Annotated in this window: 25 protein-coding genes; 14 read left to right on the top strand and 11 right to left on the bottom strand. The window is 69.3% G+C overall.

The annotated features are described in order from the left end of the window. Positions 1–15 precede the first annotated feature (15 nt). Positions 16–432, bottom strand: coding sequence for a DUF2255 family protein (locus tag TFC3_RS12855; RefSeq protein ID WP_082772019.1), 417 nt, complete (start codon positions 430–432; stop codon positions 16–18). 107 nt (positions 433–539) lie between these two features. On the opposite strand from TFC3_RS12855, the gene TFC3_RS12850 reads away from it, so the two are divergent. Beyond that, complete coding sequence (locus tag TFC3_RS12850; protein WP_067499471.1) at positions 540–2,369, top strand: arabinofuranosidase catalytic domain-containing protein; 1,830 nt, start codon at positions 540–542, stop codon at positions 2,367–2,369. A gap of 252 nt (positions 2,370–2,621) precedes the next feature. On the opposite strand, the gene TFC3_RS12845 is transcribed toward TFC3_RS12850, so the two are convergent. Further along, positions 2,622–2,813 carry a hypothetical protein gene (locus TFC3_RS12845; RefSeq protein WP_067499469.1) on the bottom strand — a complete coding sequence of 64 codons (192 nt, stop codon included), beginning with the start codon at positions 2,811–2,813 and terminating at the stop codon, positions 2,622–2,624. Between the two features lie 94 nt (positions 2,814–2,907). On the opposite strand from TFC3_RS12845, the gene TFC3_RS12840 reads away from it, so the two are divergent. Beyond that, complete coding sequence (locus tag TFC3_RS12840) at positions 2,908–3,354, top strand: DUF4383 domain-containing protein (RefSeq protein ID WP_067499468.1); 447 nt, start codon at positions 2,908–2,910, stop codon at positions 3,352–3,354. Positions 3,355–3,423: 69 nt separating this feature from the next. Here the strand turns inward: TFC3_RS12840 and TFC3_RS12835 are convergent, their stop codons facing one another. Continuing rightward, the gene (locus TFC3_RS12835) at positions 3,424–4,761 is read right to left on the bottom strand and encodes a mannitol dehydrogenase family protein (protein ID WP_082772018.1); all 1,338 of its coding nucleotides are present in this window, start codon (positions 4,759–4,761) and stop codon (positions 3,424–3,426) included. Between the two features lie 5 nt (positions 4,762–4,766). After that, entirely contained in the window at positions 4,767–6,014 is a 1,248-nt protein-coding gene (gene manD / locus TFC3_RS12830) for a D-mannonate dehydratase ManD (protein WP_067499466.1), read from the bottom strand. 63 nt (positions 6,015–6,077) lie between these two features. Between manD and TFC3_RS12825 the strand changes: the two genes are divergently transcribed. Then, complete coding sequence (locus TFC3_RS12825) at positions 6,078–6,791, top strand: GntR family transcriptional regulator (RefSeq protein ID WP_067499464.1); 714 nt, start codon at positions 6,078–6,080, stop codon at positions 6,789–6,791. A 12-nt stretch (positions 6,792–6,803) separates the two neighbouring features. Here TFC3_RS12825 and TFC3_RS12820 read toward each other — a convergent pair whose 3' ends face one another. After that, positions 6,804–7,388 (bottom strand): DoxX family membrane protein, encoded by a 585-nt coding sequence (locus tag TFC3_RS12820; protein WP_067499462.1) that lies wholly within the window; start codon positions 7,386–7,388, stop codon positions 6,804–6,806. Between the two features lie 187 nt (positions 7,389–7,575). Here TFC3_RS12820 and TFC3_RS12815 point away from each other — a divergent pair, with 187 nt between their 5' ends. The 4 genes from TFC3_RS12815 to TFC3_RS40445 are packed head-to-tail and all read left to right on the top strand — an operon-like array spanning position 7,576 to position 11,172. Continuing rightward, a complete protein-coding gene (locus TFC3_RS12815; protein WP_067499459.1) occupies positions 7,576–9,984 on the top strand; it encodes a phosphoketolase in 2,409 nt (802 codons plus the stop codon). Between the two features lie 39 nt (positions 9,985–10,023). Beyond that, complete coding sequence (locus TFC3_RS38705) at positions 10,024–10,194, top strand: hypothetical protein (protein ID WP_201787152.1); 171 nt, start codon at positions 10,024–10,026, stop codon at positions 10,192–10,194. Between the two features lie 41 nt (positions 10,195–10,235). Further along, positions 10,236–10,505: a hypothetical protein gene (locus tag TFC3_RS12810; protein WP_067499458.1), complete on the top strand. Its 270-nt coding sequence runs from the start codon at positions 10,236–10,238 to the stop codon at positions 10,503–10,505. 43 nt (positions 10,506–10,548) lie between these two features. Continuing rightward, complete coding sequence (locus tag TFC3_RS40445) at positions 10,549–11,172, top strand: metalloregulator ArsR/SmtB family transcription factor (RefSeq protein WP_067499456.1); 624 nt, start codon at positions 10,549–10,551, stop codon at positions 11,170–11,172. Positions 11,173–11,191: 19 nt separating this feature from the next. Here TFC3_RS40445 and TFC3_RS12800 read toward each other — a convergent pair whose 3' ends face one another. Then, positions 11,192–11,410 (bottom strand): hypothetical protein, encoded by a 219-nt coding sequence (locus tag TFC3_RS12800; protein ID WP_153040212.1) that lies wholly within the window; start codon positions 11,408–11,410, stop codon positions 11,192–11,194. A 173-nt stretch (positions 11,411–11,583) separates the two neighbouring features. Between TFC3_RS12800 and TFC3_RS12795 the strand changes: the two genes are divergently transcribed. The 6 genes from TFC3_RS12795 to TFC3_RS12770 all read left to right on the top strand — a co-directional run bounded on the left by TFC3_RS12795 (position 11,584) and on the right by TFC3_RS12770 (position 15,368). Further along, a complete protein-coding gene (locus TFC3_RS12795; RefSeq protein WP_067499452.1) occupies positions 11,584–12,627 on the top strand; it encodes an NAD(P)-dependent alcohol dehydrogenase in 1,044 nt (347 codons plus the stop codon). 2 nt (positions 12,628–12,629) lie between these two features. Continuing rightward, positions 12,630–13,208 (top strand): HD domain-containing protein, encoded by a 579-nt coding sequence (locus tag TFC3_RS36995; RefSeq protein WP_067499451.1) that lies wholly within the window; start codon positions 12,630–12,632, stop codon positions 13,206–13,208. 18 nt (positions 13,209–13,226) lie between these two features. Next, positions 13,227–13,661 carry a helix-turn-helix transcriptional regulator gene (locus TFC3_RS12785; RefSeq protein WP_369819617.1) on the top strand — a complete coding sequence of 145 codons (435 nt, stop codon included), beginning with the start codon at positions 13,227–13,229 and terminating at the stop codon, positions 13,659–13,661. A 9-nt stretch (positions 13,662–13,670) separates the two neighbouring features. Next, positions 13,671–14,081 (top strand): VOC family protein, encoded by a 411-nt coding sequence (locus TFC3_RS12780; protein WP_067499446.1) that lies wholly within the window; start codon positions 13,671–13,673, stop codon positions 14,079–14,081. Between the two features lie 9 nt (positions 14,082–14,090). Continuing rightward, the gene (locus TFC3_RS12775) at positions 14,091–14,876 is read left to right on the top strand and encodes a M15 family metallopeptidase (RefSeq protein WP_067499445.1); all 786 of its coding nucleotides are present in this window, start codon (positions 14,091–14,093) and stop codon (positions 14,874–14,876) included. 69 nt (positions 14,877–14,945) lie between these two features. Further along, positions 14,946–15,368 (top strand): hypothetical protein, encoded by a 423-nt coding sequence (locus tag TFC3_RS12770; protein ID WP_153040211.1) that lies wholly within the window; start codon positions 14,946–14,948, stop codon positions 15,366–15,368. 122 nt (positions 15,369–15,490) lie between these two features. Here TFC3_RS12770 and TFC3_RS12765 read toward each other — a convergent pair whose 3' ends face one another. The 5 genes from TFC3_RS12765 to TFC3_RS12745 all read right to left on the bottom strand — a co-directional run bounded on the left by TFC3_RS12765 (position 15,491) and on the right by TFC3_RS12745 (position 21,931). After that, positions 15,491–15,772, bottom strand: coding sequence for a hypothetical protein (locus tag TFC3_RS12765; protein ID WP_236718102.1), 282 nt, complete (start codon positions 15,770–15,772; stop codon positions 15,491–15,493). A 10-nt stretch (positions 15,773–15,782) separates the two neighbouring features. Continuing rightward, on the bottom strand, positions 15,783–18,974 hold the full coding sequence (locus TFC3_RS12760; RefSeq protein WP_067499439.1) for an amidohydrolase family protein: 3,192 nt from the start codon (positions 18,972–18,974) through the stop codon (positions 15,783–15,785). Positions 18,975–19,081: 107 nt separating this feature from the next. Then, entirely contained in the window at positions 19,082–20,491 is a 1,410-nt protein-coding gene (locus tag TFC3_RS12755; RefSeq protein WP_067499437.1) for an NADP-dependent succinic semialdehyde dehydrogenase, read from the bottom strand. 59 nt (positions 20,492–20,550) lie between these two features. Beyond that, positions 20,551–21,186, bottom strand: coding sequence for a hypothetical protein (locus tag TFC3_RS12750; protein WP_153040210.1), 636 nt, complete (start codon positions 21,184–21,186; stop codon positions 20,551–20,553). 46 nt (positions 21,187–21,232) lie between these two features. After that, positions 21,233–21,931: a helix-turn-helix transcriptional regulator gene (locus TFC3_RS12745; protein ID WP_067499433.1), complete on the bottom strand. Its 699-nt coding sequence runs from the start codon at positions 21,929–21,931 to the stop codon at positions 21,233–21,235. 65 nt (positions 21,932–21,996) lie between these two features. Between TFC3_RS12745 and TFC3_RS12740 the strand changes: the two genes are divergently transcribed. After that, positions 21,997–22,668 carry a hypothetical protein gene (locus TFC3_RS12740; RefSeq protein WP_067499431.1) on the top strand — a complete coding sequence of 224 codons (672 nt, stop codon included), beginning with the start codon at positions 21,997–21,999 and terminating at the stop codon, positions 22,666–22,668. Positions 22,669–22,677: the final 9 nt, after the last annotated feature.

Raw genomic sequence — 22,677 nt, 5'->3', positions numbered from 1 at the left:
CGCCCGGCATCCTGCTCAGGATGCCGGGTCGAGTCGCATGGTGGTGCCGGTGGCCGGCGGCCTGGTCATCGCTGCCGCGTAGGGCGAATCGGCGTACTTGCCCAGCAACGCGTCATCGATCTTGGCGTCCAGTTCCGGCTCGTCGATCGGCACGAAGCGCACCGCTCGCTCGATCCCTTCCGCGCTGATCGAGCCCACGCCGTACCGCTGCGCCCGCCGGTACCAGAGGCCGCCCGCGCCCTTCCAGGACCGCACATACAGCGCCCCCTCGACGGCCACGACCCAGATCGGGGTACGCACCACGGGCCGCTCCGGCGCCGTAAGGATCACCTCGATCTCGTGCGCCTCGCTCAGCCGGGCCACGGTCTTCTCATCCCACATCTGGCGATCTACCCCCTTCGACAACGAGATGAACTGAACAAATTCGAACATGCATCACCGGACATTGACCTGTTCGCTCAGCGGGCGTAACTTTCGAAACATGTGGACCACCATCGATGTCCACGCGGCTCCATCCCCCTTGTAAGGAGCGCTTCCCCATGCACAGACCCCGCTCCGTCCTGCTCTCGCTAGCCGCGTCTCTCCTGCTCGTCATCGGCGCCCTGGCCGGGTTCTCCGGACCCGCGCAGGCCGCCGCGTCGCTGCCCTGCGACATCTACGGCGCGGCCGGGACGCCCTGCGTGGCCGCGCACAGCAGCACGCGCGCCCTGTTCGGCACCTACAACGGCCCGCTCTACCAGTTGCAGCGTAAGTCCGACGGCGCCTTGCACGACATCGGGCTGCTCGCCGTCGGTGGTTACGCCAACGCCGCCGATCAGGACGCGTTCTGCAACGGCACGACCTGCAGCATCACCAAGGTGTACGACCAGAGCGCGCGGCACAACGATCTGACCGTCTCGCCGGCGGGCACCGCAGGCCCGGCCGACTACCCGGCGGATGCCAGCGAACTCGCAGTCACCGCTGGCGGTCACAAGGTGTACGGCATCTGGATCTCGCCGCAGCACGGTTACCGGCGCACAGCCGGCTCCGGGGTCGCCACCGCCGGTCAGCCCGAGGGCATGTACATGGTGGCCAGTGGCACCCACGTCGGCTCGGACTGCTGCTTCGACTACGGCAACGCCGAGATCCAGGTCGCCGACACCGGCAACGGTCACATGGACGCGGTCAGCATCGCCACCACGTGCTACTTCCCGCCGTGCACCGGTTCGGGCCCGTGGGTGGAGGCCGACCTGGAGAACGGCATGTTCCAGGGCGCCAACGGCTCGAACACCGCCAACCTGGGCAACAACAGCACCTACGTCACGGCGCTGCTGAAGAACAACGGGCAGACGACGTACGCCCTCAAGGGTGGCAACTCGCAGTCCGGTGGCCTGAGCACGTGGTGGAACGGCGCGTTGCCCAACCGCGGCGGGTACAAGCCGATGCAGCAGGAGGGCTCGATCATCCTGGGCACCGGCGGCGACAACAGCAACCGCAACATGGGAACGTTCTTCGAGGGCGTGATGACCTCGGGCTACCCGACCGACGCGGCGGACAACGCGGTGCAGGCCAACATCGTCACGGTCGGCTACTCCGGGCAGACCAACGTGCCGAACGGGCCGAAGGGCACTATCACCGGTCCCGGCGGCAAGTGCGTCGACGTGGCCGGCAATGACACCGGCATCAACGGCACCGGCGTGCAGTTGTGGGACTGCCAGGGTTACGCCTCGGACCAGCACTGGCAGCACTTCGCCGACAACACGCTGCGCACGCTGGGCCGCTGCCTGGACATCAACGGCAACGGCACCGGCAACGGCACGCAGGTCGAGCTGTGGGACTGCAACGGTGCCGGCGGCCAGAAGTGGGTGCAGCAGGCCGACGGTTCGCTGCGCAACCCGCAGTCGGGGCGGTGCTTGGACTCACCCAGCGGCGCCACCGGTAACGGCACCCGGCTGCAGATCTATGACTGCAACGGCGCAGCCGCCCAGAAGTTCGCGGCCAATGGTGGCGGCGCGGTGGTCGGCCCCGGCAGCAAGTGCATCGATGTCGCGGCTGATGACTCCGGGGTCAACGGCACCGCCGTGCAGCTGTGGGACTGCCAGTCGTACGCGTCCGACCAGCACTGGTTCCACCAGTCGAACGGTGCGCTGCGCACGCTGGGCCGTTGCCTCGACATCAACGGCAACGGCACGGCCAACGGCACCCAGGTCGAGCTGTGGGACTGCAACGGCGTCGGCGGTCAGGTCTGGCAGCAGCAGGCCGACGGCTCGCTGCGCAACCCGCAATCCGGGCGGTGCCTGGACTCGCCCAGCGGCGCCACCACCAACGGCACCCGGCTGCAGATCTTCGACTGCAACGGCGCTGCCGCGCAGAAGTTCGCGTTGAGCTGACCGCGGATCGCCGGGAGTAGCGTGCCGGCCCTGAAGTCGCTGCTCGCCGGTCTCACCTCACCGCAGTCCGGGCGCGGGGCCCTCAAGCCCCGCGCCCACCTGCGCACTGACGCTCCCCGGCAAGTGCCCGACGGCGCGTGGCAGGTGCGGCTGCATCCGTCGCCGCGGCACGTCAGCGACTCCGCCGATCGGGCTCAGTGGGCCAGGGTGCCCCGCCGTCTGCGCAGCGGCTGCAAATCGTGCTGCAGGCGCTCAGAAGCCGAGCCCGTTGAGGATGCGCTGGACCATGTCGGCCTTGTCGGTGCGGCGCTCGGCGGCGGGTATCCGGTCGGCGCCCAGCAGCAGAATGATGTCCTCGGCCTTCGCGGCCACGTCCGGGCGGTCGGCCTGCACCGCCGTCTCACGTAGCTGCGCCGCCAGCTTGACCAGGGAATCGTCGCTCACGACCCGAGAATAGGCGGTTCATGCCATCGGGGGACCCATCCGGCGTACCGGCCGCGCCGAATCTTGGGGGTAAGCGCCCTTCAAGGAGGTTCCCATGGTCAGCTCCCGGGCTCAGGCCGCCACCGGCCGCTCGCTCGTGCAAACCGCGGCTCTTGCCGTCGGCATCGTTTTCCTGCTTGTTGGCCTGCTCGGCTTCGTTCCCGGCGTCACCAGCGACTACAGCGCGCTGAGCTTCGCCGGGCATCACTCCGGCGCCAAGCTGCTCGGCATCTTTGAGGTGTCGGTGCTGCACAACATCGTGCACCTGTTGTTCGGTGTTGCGGGGCTCGCACTGGCCCGCACCGCCGCCAACGCCCGGCTGTACCTCATCGGCGGCGGCGCGATCTACCTCGTCCTCTGGCTGTACGGCTTGGTCATCGACCACGACAGCGCGGCCAACTTCGTGCCGGTCAACGGCGCCGACAACTGGCTGCACTTCGCGCTGGGGATCGGCATGATCGGCCTCGGCCTGGTCACCTCGCGCCGACCGGTGACCGCCTGACGTGCCGGGATGATGCTCACCGTGGCGGCGTGAGCATCATCCCGGCAGCTTCGCCCCGGGGCAGCCTCGCTAGCGGGGGAGGTCAACGCGTTGCGAGCGCAGGGCAGGCAGATGCGCGGCCACGCTCGCGGCGTGGTCGGCGAGATCGGGGGCCCCGGCCAGCCGCAGCTGGGCGGCGACCAGGTCGGTGGGGTTGCGGTGCTCGTGCTGATTGCGGGCGAACTCGTCGCGCAACGGGTCGTCGGCCTGCGCGGCGGCCAGGATCCAGCCGGCCAGGCCCAGTTCAATGATCGGGGAGCTGGCCTCGCGCAGCACGGAGAACCAGCGTTCGGGCAGTTTGCGCGAGCCGTCCGTGGCGATCTGACGTAGTGAGTGCCGGATCGAGGGGTTGCGGTAGCGCTCGATGAGCTGCTCGGCGTACCGGGCCGGGTCGGGGCCACCGGGCGGAAGCGTGGGGGCGACCTCGGCAGCCAGGTGGCGAACCAGGGCCGGACCCCAGTCGGTGTCCATCGTCGCGGCCACGGTGTCCAGGCCCAGGGCGAGCCCGAGGTAGGCCAGCGCCGAGTGCGAGCCGTTGAGCAGCCGCAACTTCGTCAGCTGGTACGGCGTCACGTCAGGCACTATCAGGGCGCCGGTCTGCTCCCACTGCGGGCGATCCGCGGCAAACGTGTCCTGCAGAACCCACTGCCGGTACGGCTCGGCGGCCACCGGCATCTCGTCGCGCCGGCCCAGCACGGCCGAGGCGGCATCGGCGTCACCCGCTGCGGTGGCAGGCACGATCCGGTCGACCACGGTGTCGGGCCACGCGACGCCGTGGTCCAGCCACTGCAGCATGGCGTCCGGGGCGCGCAACGCGATGGCGAAGTCGCGGACCACCCCGTGCAGGGCAGCGCCGTTGGCGGCCATGTTGTCGCACGAGATCACGCTCAGCGGCGCGCCGCTGGCTCGGTGCCGGGCCGCCAAACCCCGGGTCACAGCGCCGATGACGGTACGATCAGAGCCCCCGTTCAGGTCCCCGGCAAGGTCCGGCGCGGCGAGGTCGAGGCGGCCTGCGGGCGTACGGTAATAGCCTTTTTCGGTGATCGTGAGCGTGACCACCGTGATCTCCGGCGCGCTCAACAGCTTCTCCACCGTGGCTGAATCGTCAGTCAGGTGCAGGATTTTGGACAGTGCGCCGCACACCGTGGTCACCGGCTCGCCCGACCCGCGCACGGTCACCGAGTAGAGGCCCTCCTGCTCGCGCAGCTTGCTCACCGTGTCCCGCGATCGGGGCGCCACCGCGGCAATGCCCCAGGACGGGTCCACTTCCTCGGTCCAGACGGCCTGATGGGCCCGGTGGAAGTTGCCCAACCCGAAGTGCAGGCTGCGCGCCGGTGCGGCAGCGGTTGTCCGGTTCAGACGCTGCATCCCGGTCACCAGTCGTGCACGGAGCCGTCGAGCCGGCGCGCGACCGGCAGGTACTTCGGGTCGTACGGGTAGCGCGCGGCCACCTCGTCGTCGTAGGTGACCCCGAGACCCGGCTCCTCGCTCGGGTAGAGCATGCCGTCCTTGAGCACCGGGCTGCCACGGAAGACCTCGAGCGTTTCCGGGGTGTGACCCATGTGCTCCTGGATGCCGAAGTTGGGCACCGTGAGGTCCAGGCTCACGGCTGCGGCCGTGGACACGGGGGACAGGTCGGTGGCGCCGTGCGAGCCGGTCCGTACCTGGTAAAGCGCTGCCAGGTCGAAGATGCGCCGCAGGTGGGTGATGCCGCCGGCGTGCACAACGGTGGTGCGCACGTAGTCGATGAGCTGCTCGGTGATCAGTTGCTGGACGTCCCAGATCGAGGAGAGCACCTCACCGGTCGCGATCGGGGTGGTGGTGTGCTGGCGGATCAGCCGGAACGCGTCCTGATTCTCCGCCGGGGTCGGATCCTCCATCCAGAACAGCCGGAGGTCCTCGACGCTCTTGCCGAAACGGGCGGCCTCGATGGGGGTGAGGCGGTGGTGCACGTCGTGCAGCAGGTGCACACCAAACCCGAGGTGCTCGCGGACCTTGGCCAGGTAGGTGGGCGCGAAGTCGAGGTAGGCCTCGGTGTTCCATGCTTGTTCATCGGGCAGCGCGGTGGCCGCGGGTTCGTACAGCTTTCCCTTGCGCACGCCGTAACTGCCACTCAGCCCCGGCACTGCGGCTTGCGCGCGGATCGCCAGGAAACCCTTTTCCCGGTACGCATCCACGTCGGCGAGCAGCGAGGGTACATCAGTGCCGCTGGCGTGGCAGTAGACCATGACACCGTCACGTGAGCGCCCGCCGAGCAACTGGTACACCGGCAGCCCCGCCACCTTGCCCTTGATGTCCCACAGCGCCACGTCCACCGCGGCGATCGCGGTCATCGTCACCGGCCCGCGCCGCCAGTACGCCCCGCGGTACAGGTACTGCCAGGTGTCCTCGATGCGGGCCGGGTCGCGCCCGATCAGCAGCGGCGCGAGGTGGTCCTGAAGGTAGGAGGCAACGGCCAGCTCGCGGCCGTTGAGCGTGGCATCGCCGAGCCCGCTCACCCCGTCCGACGTGGTGATCCGCAGGGTCACGAAGTTGCGGCCCGGCGATGAGACCAGCACCTCGGCGCGTTCGATCGTCGCCACCGGATCACTCCTCGTTTCGCCTCGACAACTTGTAAGCATTTGCTTGTATACAAGTTGCGGTCGCGGGGAAAGTCAAGAGGGCGATTCGCTTATGCTGGAACAGTGGCTGAGGAACGGCGTAAAAGGACAAACCGCCAGACGGTGTACGAGACCCTGCGCCGCCAGGTCCTCACCATGCAGCTCCAGCCCGGCGCTGCCCTGAGCGAGAACGAGCTGGCCGCAACGCTGGGAGTGAGCCGCACCCCGGTCCGCGAAAGCCTGATCCTGCTGGCCGAGGAGGGCCTGGTCCAGGTCTTCCCCCAGGTCGGCTCGTTCGTCTCCCGCGTGGACCCGGTGCGCGTGGCCGACGCCCAGTTCCTGCGCGAGGCGGTCGAGCTGACCGCCCTGGACGAGCTACCCGCCGAGCTGGACGAAACGCTGCTGGCCGACCTCGACGAGAACCTGCGCCGTCAGGACGTCCCCGGCATCGAGGTTGAGGACTTCTTCACCCTCGACGAGGAGTTCCACCTCGGCCTGCTGCGCCTGAGTGGTCACGCCGCAGCCTGGGCCACGGTCAGCGCCGCCAAGGGCCACCTCGACCGCGCCCGCCGCCTCGGCCTGCACGACGCCACCCCGCCGGCCATCAACGCCACCCAGCACCGAGCCATCCTGACAGCGGTCCGCTCCGGCGACCTGCCCGCCGCCCGATCCGCTATGCGCCTGCACCTGCGCGCTGTCTTCGCCGACGTCGAACGCATCCGCGAGCGCTCCCCGGAGCTGTTCGCCTCCAACGGCGCCACCACCCCGGTCCGCCGCAACATCGTGGTCTGGGACTGACGCTGTGCGGAACTAGAACAGCCAGCGGTGCTCGCGCACGAACGGCAGGCCCGCCCACCATCGGCCCAGCCCCCACGTGTGCCCGGCGTTGACCAGTGCCAGCGCAATGACGGCGACCGCGTACACGACGTGATAGTCGATCACCGGATTGCTCGATCCGCTGGGGTCCGCGGTGCTGGTGTGCTGGGCGAGCGGCCATTCGGCGGCCCACATGAAGGCCATCATGGCGGTGGCGGCTGCGGCAGTGATGCGCAGGCCGATGCCCAGGATCAGGGCCACGCCGATGCCGAGCAGGCCGAGCATGAACGCCCAGTCGGCCCAGGCGGCACCGGCGATGCTGTGGAAGAAGCCCTGCAGCGGGCCCACGTCCACCGAGGACAGGAAGCCCTTGGTGGGCGAGCCACCGTTGATCCAGGCCCGGGCGCCCGGGGTGGCGTAGCCGAGGCCGAACGCCTTGTCCACAAACGCCCACAGGAAGACGAACCCGGTGGCGATGCGCAGGACAGCGAGCATCCGGGCGGCGGTGCTGGGAAGCGGGGAGCCGGGGGCCTCGACGTGTTCGAGGTGGCTCGCAGGGCTGCGGCCGATGGTGGTCATCGTTCCTCCTCGTTCGCGGTGGTTCCGGCTCCGACTCTGCTCCGGGACGTGTCCCGGTGCCCGGGTGCAAGGTCCCGTACCGGTCGGGACCTAAGTCCTGTCCCCCCGGGGCCTTCTTGACCCTGGGGCGAGCGCCAATCGGGGTTTAGCGTCGGGGGCGACACTGAGACCTGCGGAAGGATCACCCGTGACCACGGTTGCCCCCGGCCTGCTGCGTACGCTCGCCGAGCCCGACGACACCGATCTGGCCCGGCTGGACGCGTGGTGGCGCGCCGCGAACTACCTCACGATCGGCCAGATCTATCTGCAGTCGAACCCGCTGCTGCGCGAGAAGCTGACGCCCGAGGACATCAAGCCGCGGCTGCTCGGGCACTGGGGCACCAGCCCGGGGCTGTCCTTCGTTTACGCCCACCTGTCCCGGCTCATCCGGCACACCGGCCAGGAAGCCATCTACCTCGCCGGTCCCGGGCATGGCGGGCCCGCGCTGGTTGCGGCCGGTTACCTCGAGGGCACCTACACCGGCATCTACCCGGACGTGACCCAGGACGAGGAAGGCCTGCGGCGGCTGTTCCGGCAGTTCTCCGCGCCGGGCGGCATCCCGAGCCACGTGTCGGTGACCACGCCGGGTTCGATCCACGAGGGCGGCGAGCTGGGCTACGTGCTGGTGCACGCGTTCGGGGCGGTGATGGACAACCCGGATCTGCTGGTGCTGGCGGTCGTGGGTGACGGTGAGGCAGAAACCGGGCCGCTGGAAGGCTCGTGGAAGGGCGTGTCGTTCCTCAACCCGGCCCGCGACGGCGCGGTGCTGCCGGTCCTGCACCTCAACGACGCGAAGATCTCCGGGCCGACGGTGCTGGGCCGCAAGGATCCCGCCGAGGTACGACAGTTGCTGCGCGGGCATGGCTACGACGTCATCGAGGTGGAAGGCGACGACCTGCCGGGCATGCACCACCGGTTCGCCGCCGCGCTGTCCCAGGCGTGGGGCCGGATCCGCGAGATCCAGGAGGAAGCCCGTTCGGCCGGCAATTCCGGCGGCGGCCGTCCGGTGTGGCCGATGATCGTGCTGCGCTCACCCAAGGGGTGGACCGGGCCGGCCGAGGTGGACGGGGTGCGGGTCACCGGGACATGGCGGTCGCATCAGGTGCCGCTGTCCGGGGTCAAGGACAACCCGGAGCATCTGGAGCTGCTGGAACGCTGGCTGCGGTCGTACCGTCCGGAGGAGCTTTTCGATGCCAGCGGCGCGCCCGTCCCGCTGGTGCGGGACCAGGCACCCGAGGGTGAGCTGCGGATGAGCGCGTCCCCGCACGCCAACGGTGGGGTGCTGACCGCGGAGCTGGACCTGCCGGAATTCCGCGAGTATGCCGTTGAGGTGAAGGAGCCGGGTGGCGGGCGTGCGGAGTCCACCCGCCGGCTCGGGGAGCTGATGCGCGACATCTACCGGCGCAACCCCTCCAATTTCCGGTTGTTCTGCCCCGACGAGACCAACAGCAACCGGCTCGGCGCGGTTTTCGAGGCCTCCGACCGAGCGTTCATGGAGCGCGTCACCGGCGACGACATGCAGATCGGGCCCGGCGGACGGGTCATGGAGGTGCTCAGCGAGCACAACTGCCACGGCTGGCTCGAGGGGTACACGCTGACGGGGCGGCACGGCATGTTCGCCACCTACGAGGCGTTCGCGATGGTCAGCGCGTCGCAGACGGTGCAGCACGGCAAGTGGCTGCAGGAGGCCAGCAAGTTGCCGTGGCGCGCGAAGGTGCCGAGTCTCAATGTGCTGCTCACCTCGACGGCGTGGCGCAACGACCACAACGGCTTCTCGCACCAGGGGCCCGGCCTGATCCAGGTGGTGCTGACCCAGCGCGGTGACGTGGCCCGGGTGTATCTGCCGCCGGACGCGAACACATTGCTGTCGGTGGCCGACCACTGCTTGCGCTCGCGGTCGTACATCAATCTGATCGTCATCGACAAACAGCCGCAGCTGCAGTGGCTGACCATGGAAGAAGCGATCGCGCACTGCGCGCGGGGTGCCGGCATCTGGGACTGGGCCGGCACGGATGACGGCACCGCCGACCCCGACATCGTGCTGGCGTGCGCGGGCGACGTGGTCACCATGGAAACCGTCGCGGCCGCGCAGATCCTCAAGGAGAAGCTGCCCGGCTTGCGCGTGCGGGTGGTCAATGTCGTGGACCTGATGACCCTGGTACGTCCCAAGGATCACCCGCACGGCATGGGCGCGACGATGTTCACCGAGCTGTTCACCGACTCGGTCGACGTCGTGTTCTCCTTCCACGGCTACCCCGGGGCGATCCACCAGCTCGTGCACGGGCGCCCGGACGCCGACCGGTTCCGGGTGCGCGGGTTCATCGAGCAGGGCACCACCACAACCCCGTTCGACATGACCGTGCGCAACAAGGCCTCCCGCTACCACCTCGTCATCGACGCGATGAACAACAGCCGGCGCCTGCCGCGCGGGGCCTCGGACCTGAAGCACTGGTGCGAGCAGCAGCTCGAACGCCACGATCGGTACGTCGTCGAGCACCTGGAGGACCTGCCCGAGGTGCGGGACTGGTCGCTGGGGGACTGGGCCGCCCGGGGCTGACCCCCGTCCGTCGCGGCGCGCAAGTCGGGCACGGCCGTCGTGCTGGTCACCCACGACTCGCGCGTTGCGGCGTACGCCGGCCGGGGGATCGTGATGCGCGAAACCCCGGATTGCCGGTGGGGCGGCGCCTCGCTGACGTTGCTCAGCCTGCTGGTCAGTCTCCCGGCCGTCCGGAGGCTGATGCGCACCGAGGAACTGCGTTACGAATGACGAGTACGTTAGCGTTGCTGGAGACTCGCCAGGAGGCCGCGATGGGAACCGATGACAAGCAGCGGCAGTTCGATGAGATCGTCGCGCATCTGACCCGGGATTACCCTTCGCTCGCTGGCCGGCGGCGCTGGCCGCGCCGCCTGCTGGTGACGGTTTCGATCGTCGCCGGGGTGCTCTGGGGTTTGCTGTCGGTGGCGATGGTCGCGTGGGGTGCGGCAGGGGTGGTGCTGACCTGCGCCGTGGTGACCGGCGCGGGTGCCGCGGTGGTTTACACCCACCGCGATCGCCGGGCACCGCGATGGCGGCGCTGACCGCCGCTTTGCATCTCGCCTAGACACCTGTCAAGGTGTGCTCATGGCGGCTCTTCCGGTGGCGGGACGCCCGGCGGCGCCGCCGGGGGCGCTCGCGCCGCAGGTCGCTGCCGAGTTCGCGGCGCTGTTCAAGGCGCTCGGCGACCCGGTCCGCCTGCGGCTGCTGTCGCTCATCGCCGCCACCGACGAGATCTGCGTGTGCCAGCTGACCGGTGCCTTCGAGCTCACCGGAGCCACGATTTCGCACCATCTGCGGGTGCTGCGCGACGCCGGGCTGGTGGCCGGGGACAAGCGCGGCACCTCGGTTTATTACCGGGTCCGGCGGCCCGCGCTGGAGGTGCTCGGCGGCCTGCTCACCACCGGCTCGGCCGCCGCGCCCGCAGTATCAGCGCATCCTGATGTGGTGCGGGTGCTGGGCGACCCGTTGCGGGCGCAGATCGTGCGCCTGCTCGCCGACGGGCCGGCCACCACCTCGCACCTGGTCGCCTGCACCGGAGCCAAGCAACCGAACATCTCGGGCCACTTGAAGTTGCTGCGCGAGGCCGGGGTGGTGACGACAGAGCCGCGCGGCCGGTTCACCTTCTACCGGCTCGTGCCCGAGGCCCTGCAGGGGGCGGCCCTGCACCTGGCCGAGTTGGCCGCGCAGGCCCGTGCCCACGGGCACTGACCCGGGGACGCGATGCTGCTCACTCCTCGGTGATCGGCGACCACCACGGCCGGGTGTACACCTCGCGGATGCCGGGCTGCGGGGGTCGGTGCCGAGCGATGGCGGAGGTGCTGAGACGGCTGCCGGCCAGGCACCGGATGACCGCTTCGGCCTGCGCGGCCAGGGCGCGTTCCCGCAGGTGGCGAGCCGCTTCCCGGACGCGGCGAGCTGCTGCGACAGCCGGCATTTCGGTAGTCATCGGTGCGCACCCTCCTCTGCATCATGCACTGTCTATCGACGCACTAAACGACGCAACTGCCTCCATGGTTCCCCTCGACCGCGCCGATCATGCCTGATTCGGGACGCGCTGCCCGCCCCCGGCCCGGCGAGTAGCGTGGGAGCCGCAACAGCCGTACGTCAACGGAGGACGTCATCTCTACTGTCAACGCCATCGCCGCGCCCTCTGCCACCGACCCGCTCGTGCGCACCACGATCGAGCGGCGCGAAGTGGGCCCGCGCGATGTTCTCATCGAGATCAGCTACGCCGGCATCTGCCACTCCGACATCCACACCGTCAAGGAGGAGTGGGGCAGCGTGCCGTTCCCGCTCACCGTCGGTCACGAGATCGTCGGGCGGGTTGCCGAGGCTGGCTCCGAGGTGACCAGGCACGCGGTGGGCGACCGGGTGGGTGTGGGTTGCATGGTCAACTCCTGCCGGGAATGCGACAACTGCAAGGCCGGGCAGGAGCAGTACTGCCTGCAGGGCAACACCGGAACGTACGCAGCGGTCGACCGGGACGGCACGATCACCCAGGGCGGCTACTCCACGCACGTTGTGGTCGACCAGGACTTTGTGCTGCGGGTGCCCGAGTCGATCCCGCACGAGAAAGCCGCGCCGCTGCTGTGCGCGGGCATCACCACGTACTCGCCGCTGTCGCACTGGAACGCCGGGCCCGGCAAGAAGGTCGCCGTGGTCGGCATGGGCGGGCTGGGCCACATGGCCGTCAAGATCGCCGTGGCGATGGGCGCCGAGGTCACCGTGCTGTCACAGACGCTGGGCAAGAAGGACGACGGGCTCGCCTTCGGTGCCGAGCACTACTACGCCACCAAGGACGCGTCGACGTTCGAGACGCTCAAGAACACCTTCGACCTGATCATCAACACGGTCAGCGCGCCGATCGACATGTCGTCGTACCTGTCGCTGCTACGCCTGGACGGCACGCTGGTCAGCGTGGGCGCGCCGCCGCAGCCGCTGCCCGTGCCGGTGTTCTCGCTGTTCAACAACCGGCGCTCGTTCGCCGGGTCGAGCATCGGCGGCATCGCCGAGACCCAGGAGATGCTCGACTTCTGCGCCGAGCGCGGGATCGCCCCCGAGGTCGAGGTCATCACCGCCGACCAGGTGAACGAGGCGTACGAGCGGGTGCTCAACTCCGACGTGCGCTACCGCTTCGTCATCGACATCGACACCCTGCGCTGACAGTGCACATCCCGTCCGACGACGAGATCCGCAGCCTGCACCGGCGGCACGCTCCGAACCCCGAGGCGTTCGAGCTGGTGTACACCCACTGCGAGATCGTTGCCCGGATCGCCGCGCAGCTTGCCGGCCCCGACCCGCTGGTGCGGGCCGGGGCCCTGCTGCACGACATCGGGGTCTACCGCCTTTACCGGCCCTCCGGCGAACCCGACTTCACCTCCTACATCCGGCACGGCCTGCTGGGACACGAGCTGCTGCGCGAGGCCGGCCTGCCGGAAACGCTGTGCCGGTTCTGCTCCTGCCACACCGGCGTCGGCATCACCCGCGAGGACATCGAGCGCCAAGAGCTTCCGCTGCCCCCGGGCGACTATGTGGCAGTCACCAGCGAAGAGCAGATCGTGATGTACGCCGACAAGTTCCACAGCAAGAAAAGCCCCCCGATTTTCGTGTCGGCAGCCACCTACACGGCCGGCGTCAAACGTTTCGGCGAGGACAAGGCGGCTGCCTTCACCGCGATGGTCGATCGTTACGGCGAGCCCGGCCTGCACGACCTGGCCGCCGAGTACGGGCACGCCATCACGTGATGTGGCACGATGCGGCAGGTGAGCAGCAGTGACCAGCGCCTGCGCGACCTCGCCCGGCTGCGGCGGGTCAAGGACCGCATCGACCGCGAGTACGCCCAGCCGCTCGACGTCGAAGCGCTGGCCCGCGGCGCTCACATGTCCGCCGGGCATCTGAGCCGCGAGTTCCGTCAGGCGTACGGGGAATCGCCGTATTCGTACCTGATGACCCGCCGCATCGAACGGGCGATGGCCCTGCTGCGCCGCGGCGATCTGAGCGTGACCGACGTGTGCTTCGCCGTCGGCTGTTCCTCGCTGGCCACGTTCAGTACCCGCTTCACCGAGCTGGTCGGCGTGCCCCCCAGCGTCTACCGGCGCGAGGCGGCCAACACCACCGCCGGGTTGCCGCCGTGCGTGTCGAAACAGGTCAGCCGACCGGTCAGGAATCGAGAAGCACCCGCCGCGCTGCACACGTAGCGTGACCACATGACGCTCACCATTCAGAACACGTTCCTGGCCCATGACAACCCGGAGGAATCCCTCGCGTTCTACCGCGACACCCTCGGCTTCGAGGTCCGCGGCGACGTCGGTCAGGGCACGATGCGCTGGATCACCATCGGCTCCCCGGACAAGCCGGGCGTCTCCATCGTCCTGCACCCGCCGGCCGCCGACCCCGGCGTCACCGAGGACGAACGCCGGGTGATCGCCGAGATGATGGCCAAGGGCACCTACGGCGCCATCATCCTGGCCACCAAGAACCTCGACGCCACCTTCGAACGCCTGCAAGCCGGCGATGTGGAGGTCGTGCAGGAGCCGGCCGACCAGCCGTACGGCGTGCGTGACTGTGCTTTGCGCGACCCGGCCGGAAACATGGTCCGGATTCAGCAATTGCCCTAGATTGAGGCCATGGCTGTCAATGTCGTCACCGCGGTGTGCCTGGCCGCGTCCTTGGCCGCGCAAGCAATCCCGGCCGGTGTGCTACCCGCCCCGGCCGGGAGCGCCCACCGCGATTTCGTGGCCGTCTCGCGCACCGACCCCACGATCATCTCTGACATCCGGTACGCCACCAGCCACAACTTCGTCGGCCGGCGCATCGACGGCTACCGCGAACCGCTCTGCATCCTGACCGAACAGGCGGCCACAGCCTTGGGGAAAGCGCAGCGAGCGGTACGCAAACAGGGCTACAGCCTCAAGGTGTACGACTGCTACCGCCCCCAACGCGCGGTCAACGACTTCGTCAAGTGGGCCGGCGACCCGGGCGACCAGCGGATGAAACGCGAGTTCTACCCGAAGGTCAACAAGGAGGTGTTGTTCGAGGAGGGCTACATAGCGGAGAAGTCCGGTCACAGCCGGGGCAGCACCCTGGACCTGACGCTGGTCAAGCTTCCGCCGAAACCGCAGCCGGCGTACCGGCCGGGACAGCCGCTCGTGCCCTGCACAGCGTCGGTGCGCAAGCGCTTCCCGGACAACACGATCGACATGGGTACGGGGTACGACTGCTTCGACCCGCTGGCGCACACCCTCGACCCGCGGATCACCGGGGTACCGCTGGCGAACCGGCTGCTGCTCAAGCGGGCGATGACGGCGGCCGGGTTCACCAACTATGAACTGGAGTGGTGGCACTACACGCTGGCCGGCGAGCCGTTCCCGGACCGCTATTTCGATTTCCCGGTGGCCGGGTCGTCGCTCTGACGGCGTTTGCCGGGGGCGGTCGTGAACACGGCTCGGAAAAGTGTCAGAGGGTCGGGTCATGATGACGCCATGGCTCAGCCTTCTTCGATGCCCGCCCGCGCGATCCCTTCTTCGGTGCCCGCCCGCGTGGTCGAGGTGCCGCTGCATGAGGCTCGTGTGCGGCTCACGGCTCTGGCGCGGATGACCAACCTGGCCGGCGGTGTCACAATCCTGACCGATGGCGGGAAACCCGTTGCCGCGTTGGTTGCGGTTGACGCCGCCCGCAGCCGTCAGGAAGCTGGGGCTGCCGCTGCTCAGCATGAGGCGGCGGCCCGGGGATGGCAGCAGCGCCTGGAAACCATGAGAGACAACCTGCGCGCACAGCATCAGCGGCGGGTCGGGGAGCTGCAAACCGCCCTGGCCGCGGCGTGGCAGGTCATAGATCGGTTGCCCCGGTACGCACAAGATCGCGATGTTGAGCAGTTACGTGCCCAGCACCGCGATCTCAGGTGAGCCCGCGGCCGCCATCCGCTGCGTCCGCGCCTTCAGGCATCGGACCCCTGAACCGCGGCTCAGGCGCCGGAGTTGCGTTTGCCGGCCTCGCTCAGGCGCCGGAGTGTGTTCGTCCGCACCGCTCAGGCGCCGGAGTTGCGTTTGTCGGCCTCGTGATCGTCCTCGCCGACCAGGACGCCGTCGGAGTCGCGGCTGGCCTCGGCCAGGTCGGAGTCGTCGGCGGCGCCCGAGCGGACCGCATCCGCTGCGGCGTCGGAGGCGCCAACGGTGGGGCCACTGGCCGGCGGACCCGCGTCGCGGACAGCTTCGCCGGTGGTCTCGCGGGCCAGCTCGCCGGCTACCGGCAGGCCCTGCGGGGATTGCGAGTTGGTCATGACAGCCTCCGAGGGGACGGTGAGACTCATGGAGTACCCGCTATTCGGCGCAGCAGGCGTGCTTGGCCTCTTCGAGGTAAGCCGGGTCATGCCACCAGAACCCGGCGTTCGCCGGATGCTCCGGCAAGACCGCGACGCCCGCCGAAACCCTTGAACCAACCGCAGCCGGCGCGCCTGCCCCGCCCGGCGCGCCGGCTCCGGCGGGGACGTTCGCAAATGGCGCCAGCAGGTCGTCCATCGTGTGCAGCACTCCGTTGGCCATGACCTGCCGCACCTCCGCGGCTTGAGCGATGTCGGTGAGCGGGTCGCCGCCGAGCACCGCCAAGTCGGCGTAGTAACCGGGCTTGAGCCGGCCCAGCGGCTCGTTGAGGAACTCGCCGGGGATGCTGGTTGCCGTGATCAGTGCCTCGTACGGGGTCAGGCCGTACGCGACCATGGCTCGCAGGTTGTAGTGCAGGAACACCCCGTTGGGCGCGATCGGGGCGTCGGTGCCGCTGATGATCCGGCCGCCGCCGCGCAGGACCCGGGCCACGTGGGCTACCTGGCGGGCCAGGTTCTGCCGGGTGGCCGTCTGGTCGGTGGTGCGGGCCTGCTGGACGAAGCCTTGTAGGTTCGCGTATTCCCAGCTCGGGTACAGGGTCCGGGTCCGGATGTCGGTGACCAGGCTGTCGTCGTCGCTCAGCAGGGCCGAGGCGTTGAACAGGGTGGGCGTGAGCGTGGCCCGGGTGGTCGTGAAGACCTCGGCGACGTCGGAGCGGACGTTGCCGAGCGCTGTGACCGTACGGGAAAATCCAAAGCGGCTGGTGGCACCCACATGTTCCATGCCGTCGCCGCCGAAGGCGAAAGCCGGGTAGTGGTAGTGCGACGTGCTCGGGATGCCGTGGCGGTGGGCCCAATCGATGACTCTGCGTTGGCGTTCCGGGCTGAGCCGGACATAGGCTTTCATGAGGTCGTAGTCGAGGGCTTCGGCGCGCGACAATTCCAGGGCGAGTTGGGCGTCGCTGAAGGTTGGCCGCATGAAGTTGTAATAGATGCGCGAGCCGTCGATGGCCTCGCCGGTGGCGAAGTAGCGGGGGCCGAGGCGGGCGCCGGACTGGATGGATTCGCGTTCCTCGACCATGTGGTACGCCGGGCTGCCCGGCGAGCGAGTGGTGGTGACGCCCAGCGACAACCAGAGCCGGCCCTGCCGCGCGCCGTATGAGTAGCCCTGCATCTCCCGGTGGTGGTGCATGTCGATGAGCCCCGGCGTCACCACGGCGTCGCGCGCGTCGATCAGGGTGCCGTCGCGTCCCGCGCGGTGCGGTTCGACGGCCGTGATGCGGTGACCCTCGACAATGATGTCGACGTTGTCCCGCAGGTGCTTGCTGGTGCCGTCCCAGATTCGTCCGGCCTGGATGACGGTGCGTCCGCGGGGACGGGTGTTGGCCCAGGTGAGCGGTGTTCGTACCGGGTGCGGTCGTCCTCCGGCCGCGGCGATGCGGCGCAGCGTGCCATTGTGCAGATAGAGCAGGGTGCGCGAATCTCCGCTCCACGACGGCGCGTCGGTGACCTCGGTGGTCAGCTGCCGCGGCGTACCGATGATCGTGCCGTTCGCGGTGACCTCGGCGAGGTGGAGCACGCTGGCGACCACGAACGCCAGGTGCTTGCCGTCGGGCGACCAGACCGGTCCGTCATCGCCGCGCGTCTGAATCGACCGGCCCGGCAGCGCGTCAACATAGCGACCGGCACCCGTAGCGCGATCGACCAGCAGAATCTTGCTCAGGCCCTCCCGGTAGCGGGCGGAGAACGGCACGATCGCGGCCAGGGCTATGGTCTTTCCGTCGGCAGACCAGGTGGGCCGGCCGGGTTCGAACGTCGCGGCATACACCCGGGTGACGGCTCCGGTGGCGACCTGCACGGTGTGGAGCGCGCCGGTCTGGTCGAGGAAGGCGAGCATGGCGCTGTCCGGCGACCAGCTTGCGCTCACTGCGGCGGCGCCGGGCAGATCGGTGAGCTGCCGATCCGCGCCGGTACGCAGGTCGCGCAGCCAGATGTCCAGCTTGCCGCCGCGGTCGGTGGAGTAGGAGAGATAGCAGCCGTCCGGTGACCACGCCGGATCGCTCTTCCACCAGGTGTCCCGGGTGAGCGGACGCGGTGCCTGCCCGATGGTCATGGTCCAGATGTCGTTGAGCGCGCGGAACGCCACCCGGTTGCCGTCGGGGGAGAGCACCGGACTGCCGATGCCCAGCACCTGACGCCGTCGGGTCGAGTCGAAATCGCGGCGCTTACGGCGGTATCGTGGCGTCAGCACACTCAGCGGCGCGACGAAACCGATCCGCGCGGACCTGCCCGTGCTCCGATTGCGGCGGCGGATGTGCCCATCGGCGGTGTACAGGAAGTCGCCGTTGGGCGCCCAGGAAACCCGGAACGGGTAGACGTCCTCGCCGGTAACCTCGGCCGCAGTGCCACGCCACAATTCCGCGCGCCCGTCGTGCGCCAGCTGATAGATCAGCTCCGAGCCGTCGGGCGTCCACATAGGTGCATGCAAAACCTGCCCCGCCGGTACGACCACAGCGCTCTCGCGAACACCGGTGGCCACGGTGACGATATCGATACGCGTATTCGCCACTACAAAAGCGAGCCGAGCGCCGTCCGGCGACCAGGCTGGCTCATATTCCTCGGCCGCGCTGTCGGCGACCGTGGTGATCGTGCCGGACGCCACGTCGAGCATGTAGATGCCGTAGCTGCCGGCCCGGTCCGACGAGAAGGCCAGCCGGCGTCCGTCGGGGGAGAACTGGGGTTCCCGGTGGTCGTACGGGCCTTCGGTAAGCCGCCGCAGCCCGGACCCATCGGCGCGAATGGTCCACAGGTCGAACGAGCCGTAGCGGTAGGACTGGAACGCAATCGTGGCGCTGTCCGGCGACCAGGATGGTTGGGCGATATCGTCCAAGTCGCTGGTCAACCGGCGAGCCGGACCGCCGGACGCGGGCAGCACCCAGAGCACCCCGGCCAGGTCGACAGCTATTCGCTTACCGTCCGGCGAGATCTGCGCGGCCAGGTCGGTGCCTTCCCGGGCCCGGACGCTGCTGCCTCCCGAGGCTCGGCCGTCGTCCCGGGCTGCTGCCACCACGCTGCCGTCCGGGCCTGCTGCGCTGGTGACCTGGGCTGCTGCCGCGCTGTTCGGTTGCGCGGCGGGCAGCACCGTGGCTCCCGCCGCGCCGGCCAGAAGGGCGCGCCTGCTGATTCCCGTCATGATGACCCCGCTCCACGAATCGACGAATCTAGATGGACTCTACTGCCGCACAGTCCCGGGATTCAGTCGCGCAGTGCGCATCCAGCCTGCCCTGCGTCTTGGTCGCCCTACTCGGTTTTCGAGTCCACGCCGGTGTCACCGCCCTCGCCGACCCACACGGCCTTGAGGTTGCAGAATTCGCGGATCCCGGCGGCCGACAGCTCGCGGCCGTATCCGGAATTTTTCACCCCACCGAACGGCAGCTGCGGGAACGAGGTCACCATGCCGTTGATGAAGACCGCGCCGGCGTCCAGCGTGCGGATCAGCCGGTCGCGTTCCTGCGGGTCGTTGGTCCAGGCGTTCGAGCCCAGCCCGTACGGCGAACTGTTCGCAATCTCGATCGCCTCGTCCAGCGATCCGGCCCGGTAGACACCGGCAACCGGCCCGAACACCTCCTCGGCGTACATGCGCATGTCGGTTGTCAGATCGGTGACCACGGTCGGTGGGTAGAACCAGCCGTCGCCGTCACCGCGGACGCCGCCGCAGCGCACGGTCGCACCCTTGCTCACCGCGTCGGCGACCTGTTCTTCGATGTCGGTGCGGCCCTGCTCGGTGGCCAGCGGGCCGACATCCGTGTCGTCGTCCATCGGGTCGCCGACCGTGAGCGCTGACATCGTGGCCACGAACTTGTCGACGAAGGCGTCATACACCTCGGCGTGCACGATGAAGCGCTTCGCGGCGATGCACGACTGGCCGTTGTTCTGGCAGCGCGCGGTCGTTGCCACCTCGGCCGCCTTGTCGAGGTCGGCGCTGGGCAGCACGATGAACGGGTCGCTGCCGCCGAGTTCGAGCACCGTCTTCTTCAGCTCCCGCCCCGCGATGGCGGCGATGGACCGGCCCGCGCCTTCGCTGCCGGTCAGCGTGGCCGCCCGTACCCGGTCATCGCTGAGAATGTCCTCCACCGCGTCCGAGCCGACCAGCAGGGTTTGGAACGCCCCGGCCGGGAAGCCTGCGCGACCGAACAGCTCGCCCAGGTAGAGCGCGGTCTGCGGAACGTTGGACGCGTGCTTGAGCAGCCCGGTGTTGCCCGCCATCAGCGCCGGCGCCGCGAAGCGCATCGCCTGCCAGAGCGGGAAGTTCCACGGCATGACCGCGAGCACCGGGCCCAGCGGGTCATACCGCGTGCCGGCCTGGGTGGCGTTCACCGAAGCGGCGTCGACCGTCTCATCGGCCAGGAACTGCTCGGCGTTGTCGGCGTAGAACCGGCACGCCTTGGCGCACTTGGTCACCTCGGCCTTGGCGGCGCTCAGCGTCTTGCCCATCTCCAGGGTCATCAGCGCGCCGAGCTCGTCCTGCTCCTTGTCGAGCAGGTCAGCGGCGGCGCGCATCCACTGCGAGCGCTGCGCGAACGTGGTGCCCCGAAGCTCCCGGAACGCCTCGACCGACCGGCCGATCGCCGCGTCGATCTGCTCCTTCGTGAGCGCGTCGAAGGTCTTCAGCACCTCACCGGTGACGGGATTGGTAGTGGTTATCGGCATAGCACCCACCTCTTCTTCCTTGTAGAAGGGAGCTACCCGGTGGCGGTCCGGATAACCGGTTACGGCGCCTCGGCCCAGGGGTCGATGGCCGGGATGCTGCCGGTGTGCGGAGGGTGCTCAGGCGCGGGAGGGTATGCCGGAGGCGGCGCGGACCCGGCCGGCGGCACCGGCACATAGACGTAGGCCACGTTGCGGGGAATGCTGAAGAAGCGGTTGGCCGACGGCAACGCCAGCAGCACGAGCGCCGCGAGGACCGCGGCGACGGTGAGCAGATCGGCGGCGCCCACACTCGTGCCGTACGCCATGGGCATGACGTGCGCGAGCGCGCCACTGCCGGATGGCCGCGACGGGCGGTGCAGGTCGCCGGAGATCGAGCCGAGCCCGCCGCAGAGCAGGAAGAGCCCGCCCAGCACCAGCGTGGCGATGCGGGCGTTCTTGCGGCCGTGGTTGTTGAGGATGGCCAGGATGGCGGCCACCGCGGCGAAGAAGATGCCGACAGTCGCGCTCACCAGGCTGCCGAACCCCGAACCGGTGTCACCCCGGTAGGCGTCGCGGTAGACGCTGAGGTCGGTGTTGACGAAGACCAGCTCGATGATCGCCTGCAGCAGCGCGAGGCCGGCCACGCTGAACAGCAGCGCGGAGGAGGCCCGCACGCTGGTGGGCAATGGTGGTGGCATCGGTGCCGCTTGATGCATGCCAGCCACCGTAGACCTCGCTCGCCAGAGATGAGAAATCCGCTGGTCAGAGGGGTTCTGCGAGCCCGAGAAGGTCGTGCAGCGCGACCCTTCCGCCGGGGGTCAGCCGCACCGCCCGCCCGGTCCCGATGCGCTCCACCCAGCCGTTGCCGAAGAAGGCCGCACACACCTTGGCTCCGGCTGTTCCGGCCAGATGCTGCCGGCGCTCGGTCCAATCGAGACATCCGCGGGCCACCGGTCGCCGGCCGGGTTGCAGGTCGCCGGCCTCGACCTGGAGCGTGCCGGTCATCCAGGCCACCCCGGCCGGGGTGAGGGTGAAGCCGGCGCTCTGGTCCAGCAGCCCCGCGTGGGTCATGGCATCGGTGACGGCCACCCCGAGGCGTCCGGCAAGATGGTCATAACAGGTACGCCCACGCGCCAGCGCCGAGTTCGCGGTCACCGCCCGCAACCCTCGCGGTGCAACCGGACGGTGTCCGACGCGTGCCGCCACATCCTCGAGCAGCTCCGCGACGGAGGGGCCGGCCAGTTGGACGTACCGGTGGCGTCCCTGACGCCGCTCGACAAGCAACCCGCCGGCGATGAGACGATGCAGGTGTTCGGTCGCCGTGGAAGGGGCCACGCCGGCGTGCGCGGCCAGCTCACCCGCGGTCCACGCGCGGCCGTCGAGCAGCGCCAGGCACATCGCCGCCCGCGTCCGGTCGGCGAGCAGAGCCGCGAACGCCGCCAGGTCACAGGCTGCAGTCACTCACCCAGCCTAGGTCCGGCACACTTCGGCAAAGGCCAAACGATGGTGGCCGTACGTTCGCACTCATGCAGCACATCAGCGGCCCCGCCGCCGCCGTCGTCCTGACCAGCCCGGCCTTCATCGTGCCTCCGGTTCCGCCGGCGGCTACCGGGGTGGCCTGGCTGCGCGCCTCTGTCGGCCGGTTCGCCAACGGTGAGGTTCACCAGCGCCGGCGCGCCCTGTCCATCGCCGTGCTGGAGGCGATTCCGCCGGACTCGCTGCGCGGCGGTTGCCACCTGCATCCGGTGGAGGTGCTTGCGCAGGCCATGGGTATCGGCGAGCCGGTGGTGGACGTGGTGCGTGACATCGCGCAGGCGTACCAGCCGGGCACCGGGGATGACGCGCGAGCCGACCAGGCGGTCAAGCAGTTGATCCGGCTACTGGCTGGCAGGCACGACGAGATGACGGCTGCGCGCATCGGAGTGCTCGTGCAGGCGTGTGAACCCACTGCCGCGTTGATCGAACGGGCCAGGCTGCGCAGCGTTGAGGAGGTGCTGAGCGAGGACCCGCCGGTGCTGGCAACCAAGCGGCAAGCACGGACCCCGGTCACTGTGGGCCACGTCACGGTCGAAGCAGATGAGCTGGTCAGCGTGGGTCTGGCCGGCGACCTGGCGTTCGGAACCGGGCCCCGCCGCTGCCCGGGGCGGGTCCACGCACTGGCGATTGTCGATGGAGCACTTGACCCCGCGAAGTGGTAGGAAGACGGA

Source organism: Actinoplanes sp. TFC3, from assembly GCF_001553785.1.
In the GTDB taxonomy this organism is placed as follows: Bacteria; Actinomycetota; Actinomycetes; order Mycobacteriales; family Micromonosporaceae; genus Actinoplanes.
Note: the sequence above shows the minus strand (reverse complement) of the source record. Positions and strands in the feature narration are given on the sequence as shown.

What these genes read in the sequence shown, in the direction of transcription:
- manD (WP_067499466.1), bottom strand. Translation starts at nt 6,014, where the DNA reads ATGCTTACAAGTTGTCGAGGCGAAACGAGGAGTGATCCGGTGGCGACG.
- TFC3_RS12810 (WP_067499458.1), top strand. Translation starts at nt 10,236, where the DNA reads ATGGGAACCGATGACAAGCAGCGGCAGTTCGATGAGATCGTCGCGCAT.
- TFC3_RS12855 (WP_082772019.1), bottom strand. Translation starts at nt 432, where the DNA reads ATGTTCGAATTTGTTCAGTTCATCTCGTTGTCGAAGGGGGTAGATCGC.
- TFC3_RS12755 (WP_067499437.1), bottom strand. Translation starts at nt 20,491, where the DNA reads ATGCCGATAACCACTACCAATCCCGTCACCGGTGAGGTGCTGAAGACC.
- TFC3_RS12765 (WP_236718102.1), bottom strand. Translation starts at nt 15,772, where the DNA reads ATGAGTCTCACCGTCCCCTCGGAGGCTGTCATGACCAACTCGCAATCC.
- TFC3_RS12850 (WP_067499471.1), top strand. Translation starts at nt 540, where the DNA reads ATGCACAGACCCCGCTCCGTCCTGCTCTCGCTAGCCGCGTCTCTCCTG.
- TFC3_RS12820 (WP_067499462.1), bottom strand. Translation starts at nt 7,388, where the DNA reads ATGACCACCATCGGCCGCAGCCCTGCGAGCCACCTCGAACACGTCGAG.
- TFC3_RS12840 (WP_067499468.1), top strand. Translation starts at nt 2,908, where the DNA reads ATGGTCAGCTCCCGGGCTCAGGCCGCCACCGGCCGCTCGCTCGTGCAA.
- TFC3_RS12740 (WP_067499431.1), top strand. Translation starts at nt 21,997, where the DNA reads ATGCAGCACATCAGCGGCCCCGCCGCCGCCGTCGTCCTGACCAGCCCG.
- TFC3_RS12760 (WP_067499439.1), bottom strand. Translation starts at nt 18,974, where the DNA reads ATGACGGGAATCAGCAGGCGCGCCCTTCTGGCCGGCGCGGCGGGAGCC.
- TFC3_RS12800 (WP_153040212.1), bottom strand. Translation starts at nt 11,410, where the DNA reads ATGACTACCGAAATGCCGGCTGTCGCAGCAGCTCGCCGCGTCCGGGAA.
- TFC3_RS12775 (WP_067499445.1), top strand. Translation starts at nt 14,091, where the DNA reads ATGGCTGTCAATGTCGTCACCGCGGTGTGCCTGGCCGCGTCCTTGGCC.
- TFC3_RS40445 (WP_067499456.1), top strand. Translation starts at nt 10,549, where the DNA reads ATGGCGGCTCTTCCGGTGGCGGGACGCCCGGCGGCGCCGCCGGGGGCG.
- TFC3_RS12835 (WP_082772018.1), bottom strand. Translation starts at nt 4,761, where the DNA reads ATGCAGCGTCTGAACCGGACAACCGCTGCCGCACCGGCGCGCAGCCTG.
- TFC3_RS12780 (WP_067499446.1), top strand. Translation starts at nt 13,671, where the DNA reads ATGACGCTCACCATTCAGAACACGTTCCTGGCCCATGACAACCCGGAG.
- TFC3_RS12750 (WP_153040210.1), bottom strand. Translation starts at nt 21,186, where the DNA reads ATGCATCAAGCGGCACCGATGCCACCACCATTGCCCACCAGCGTGCGG.
- TFC3_RS12770 (WP_153040211.1), top strand. Translation starts at nt 14,946, where the DNA reads ATGGCTCAGCCTTCTTCGATGCCCGCCCGCGCGATCCCTTCTTCGGTG.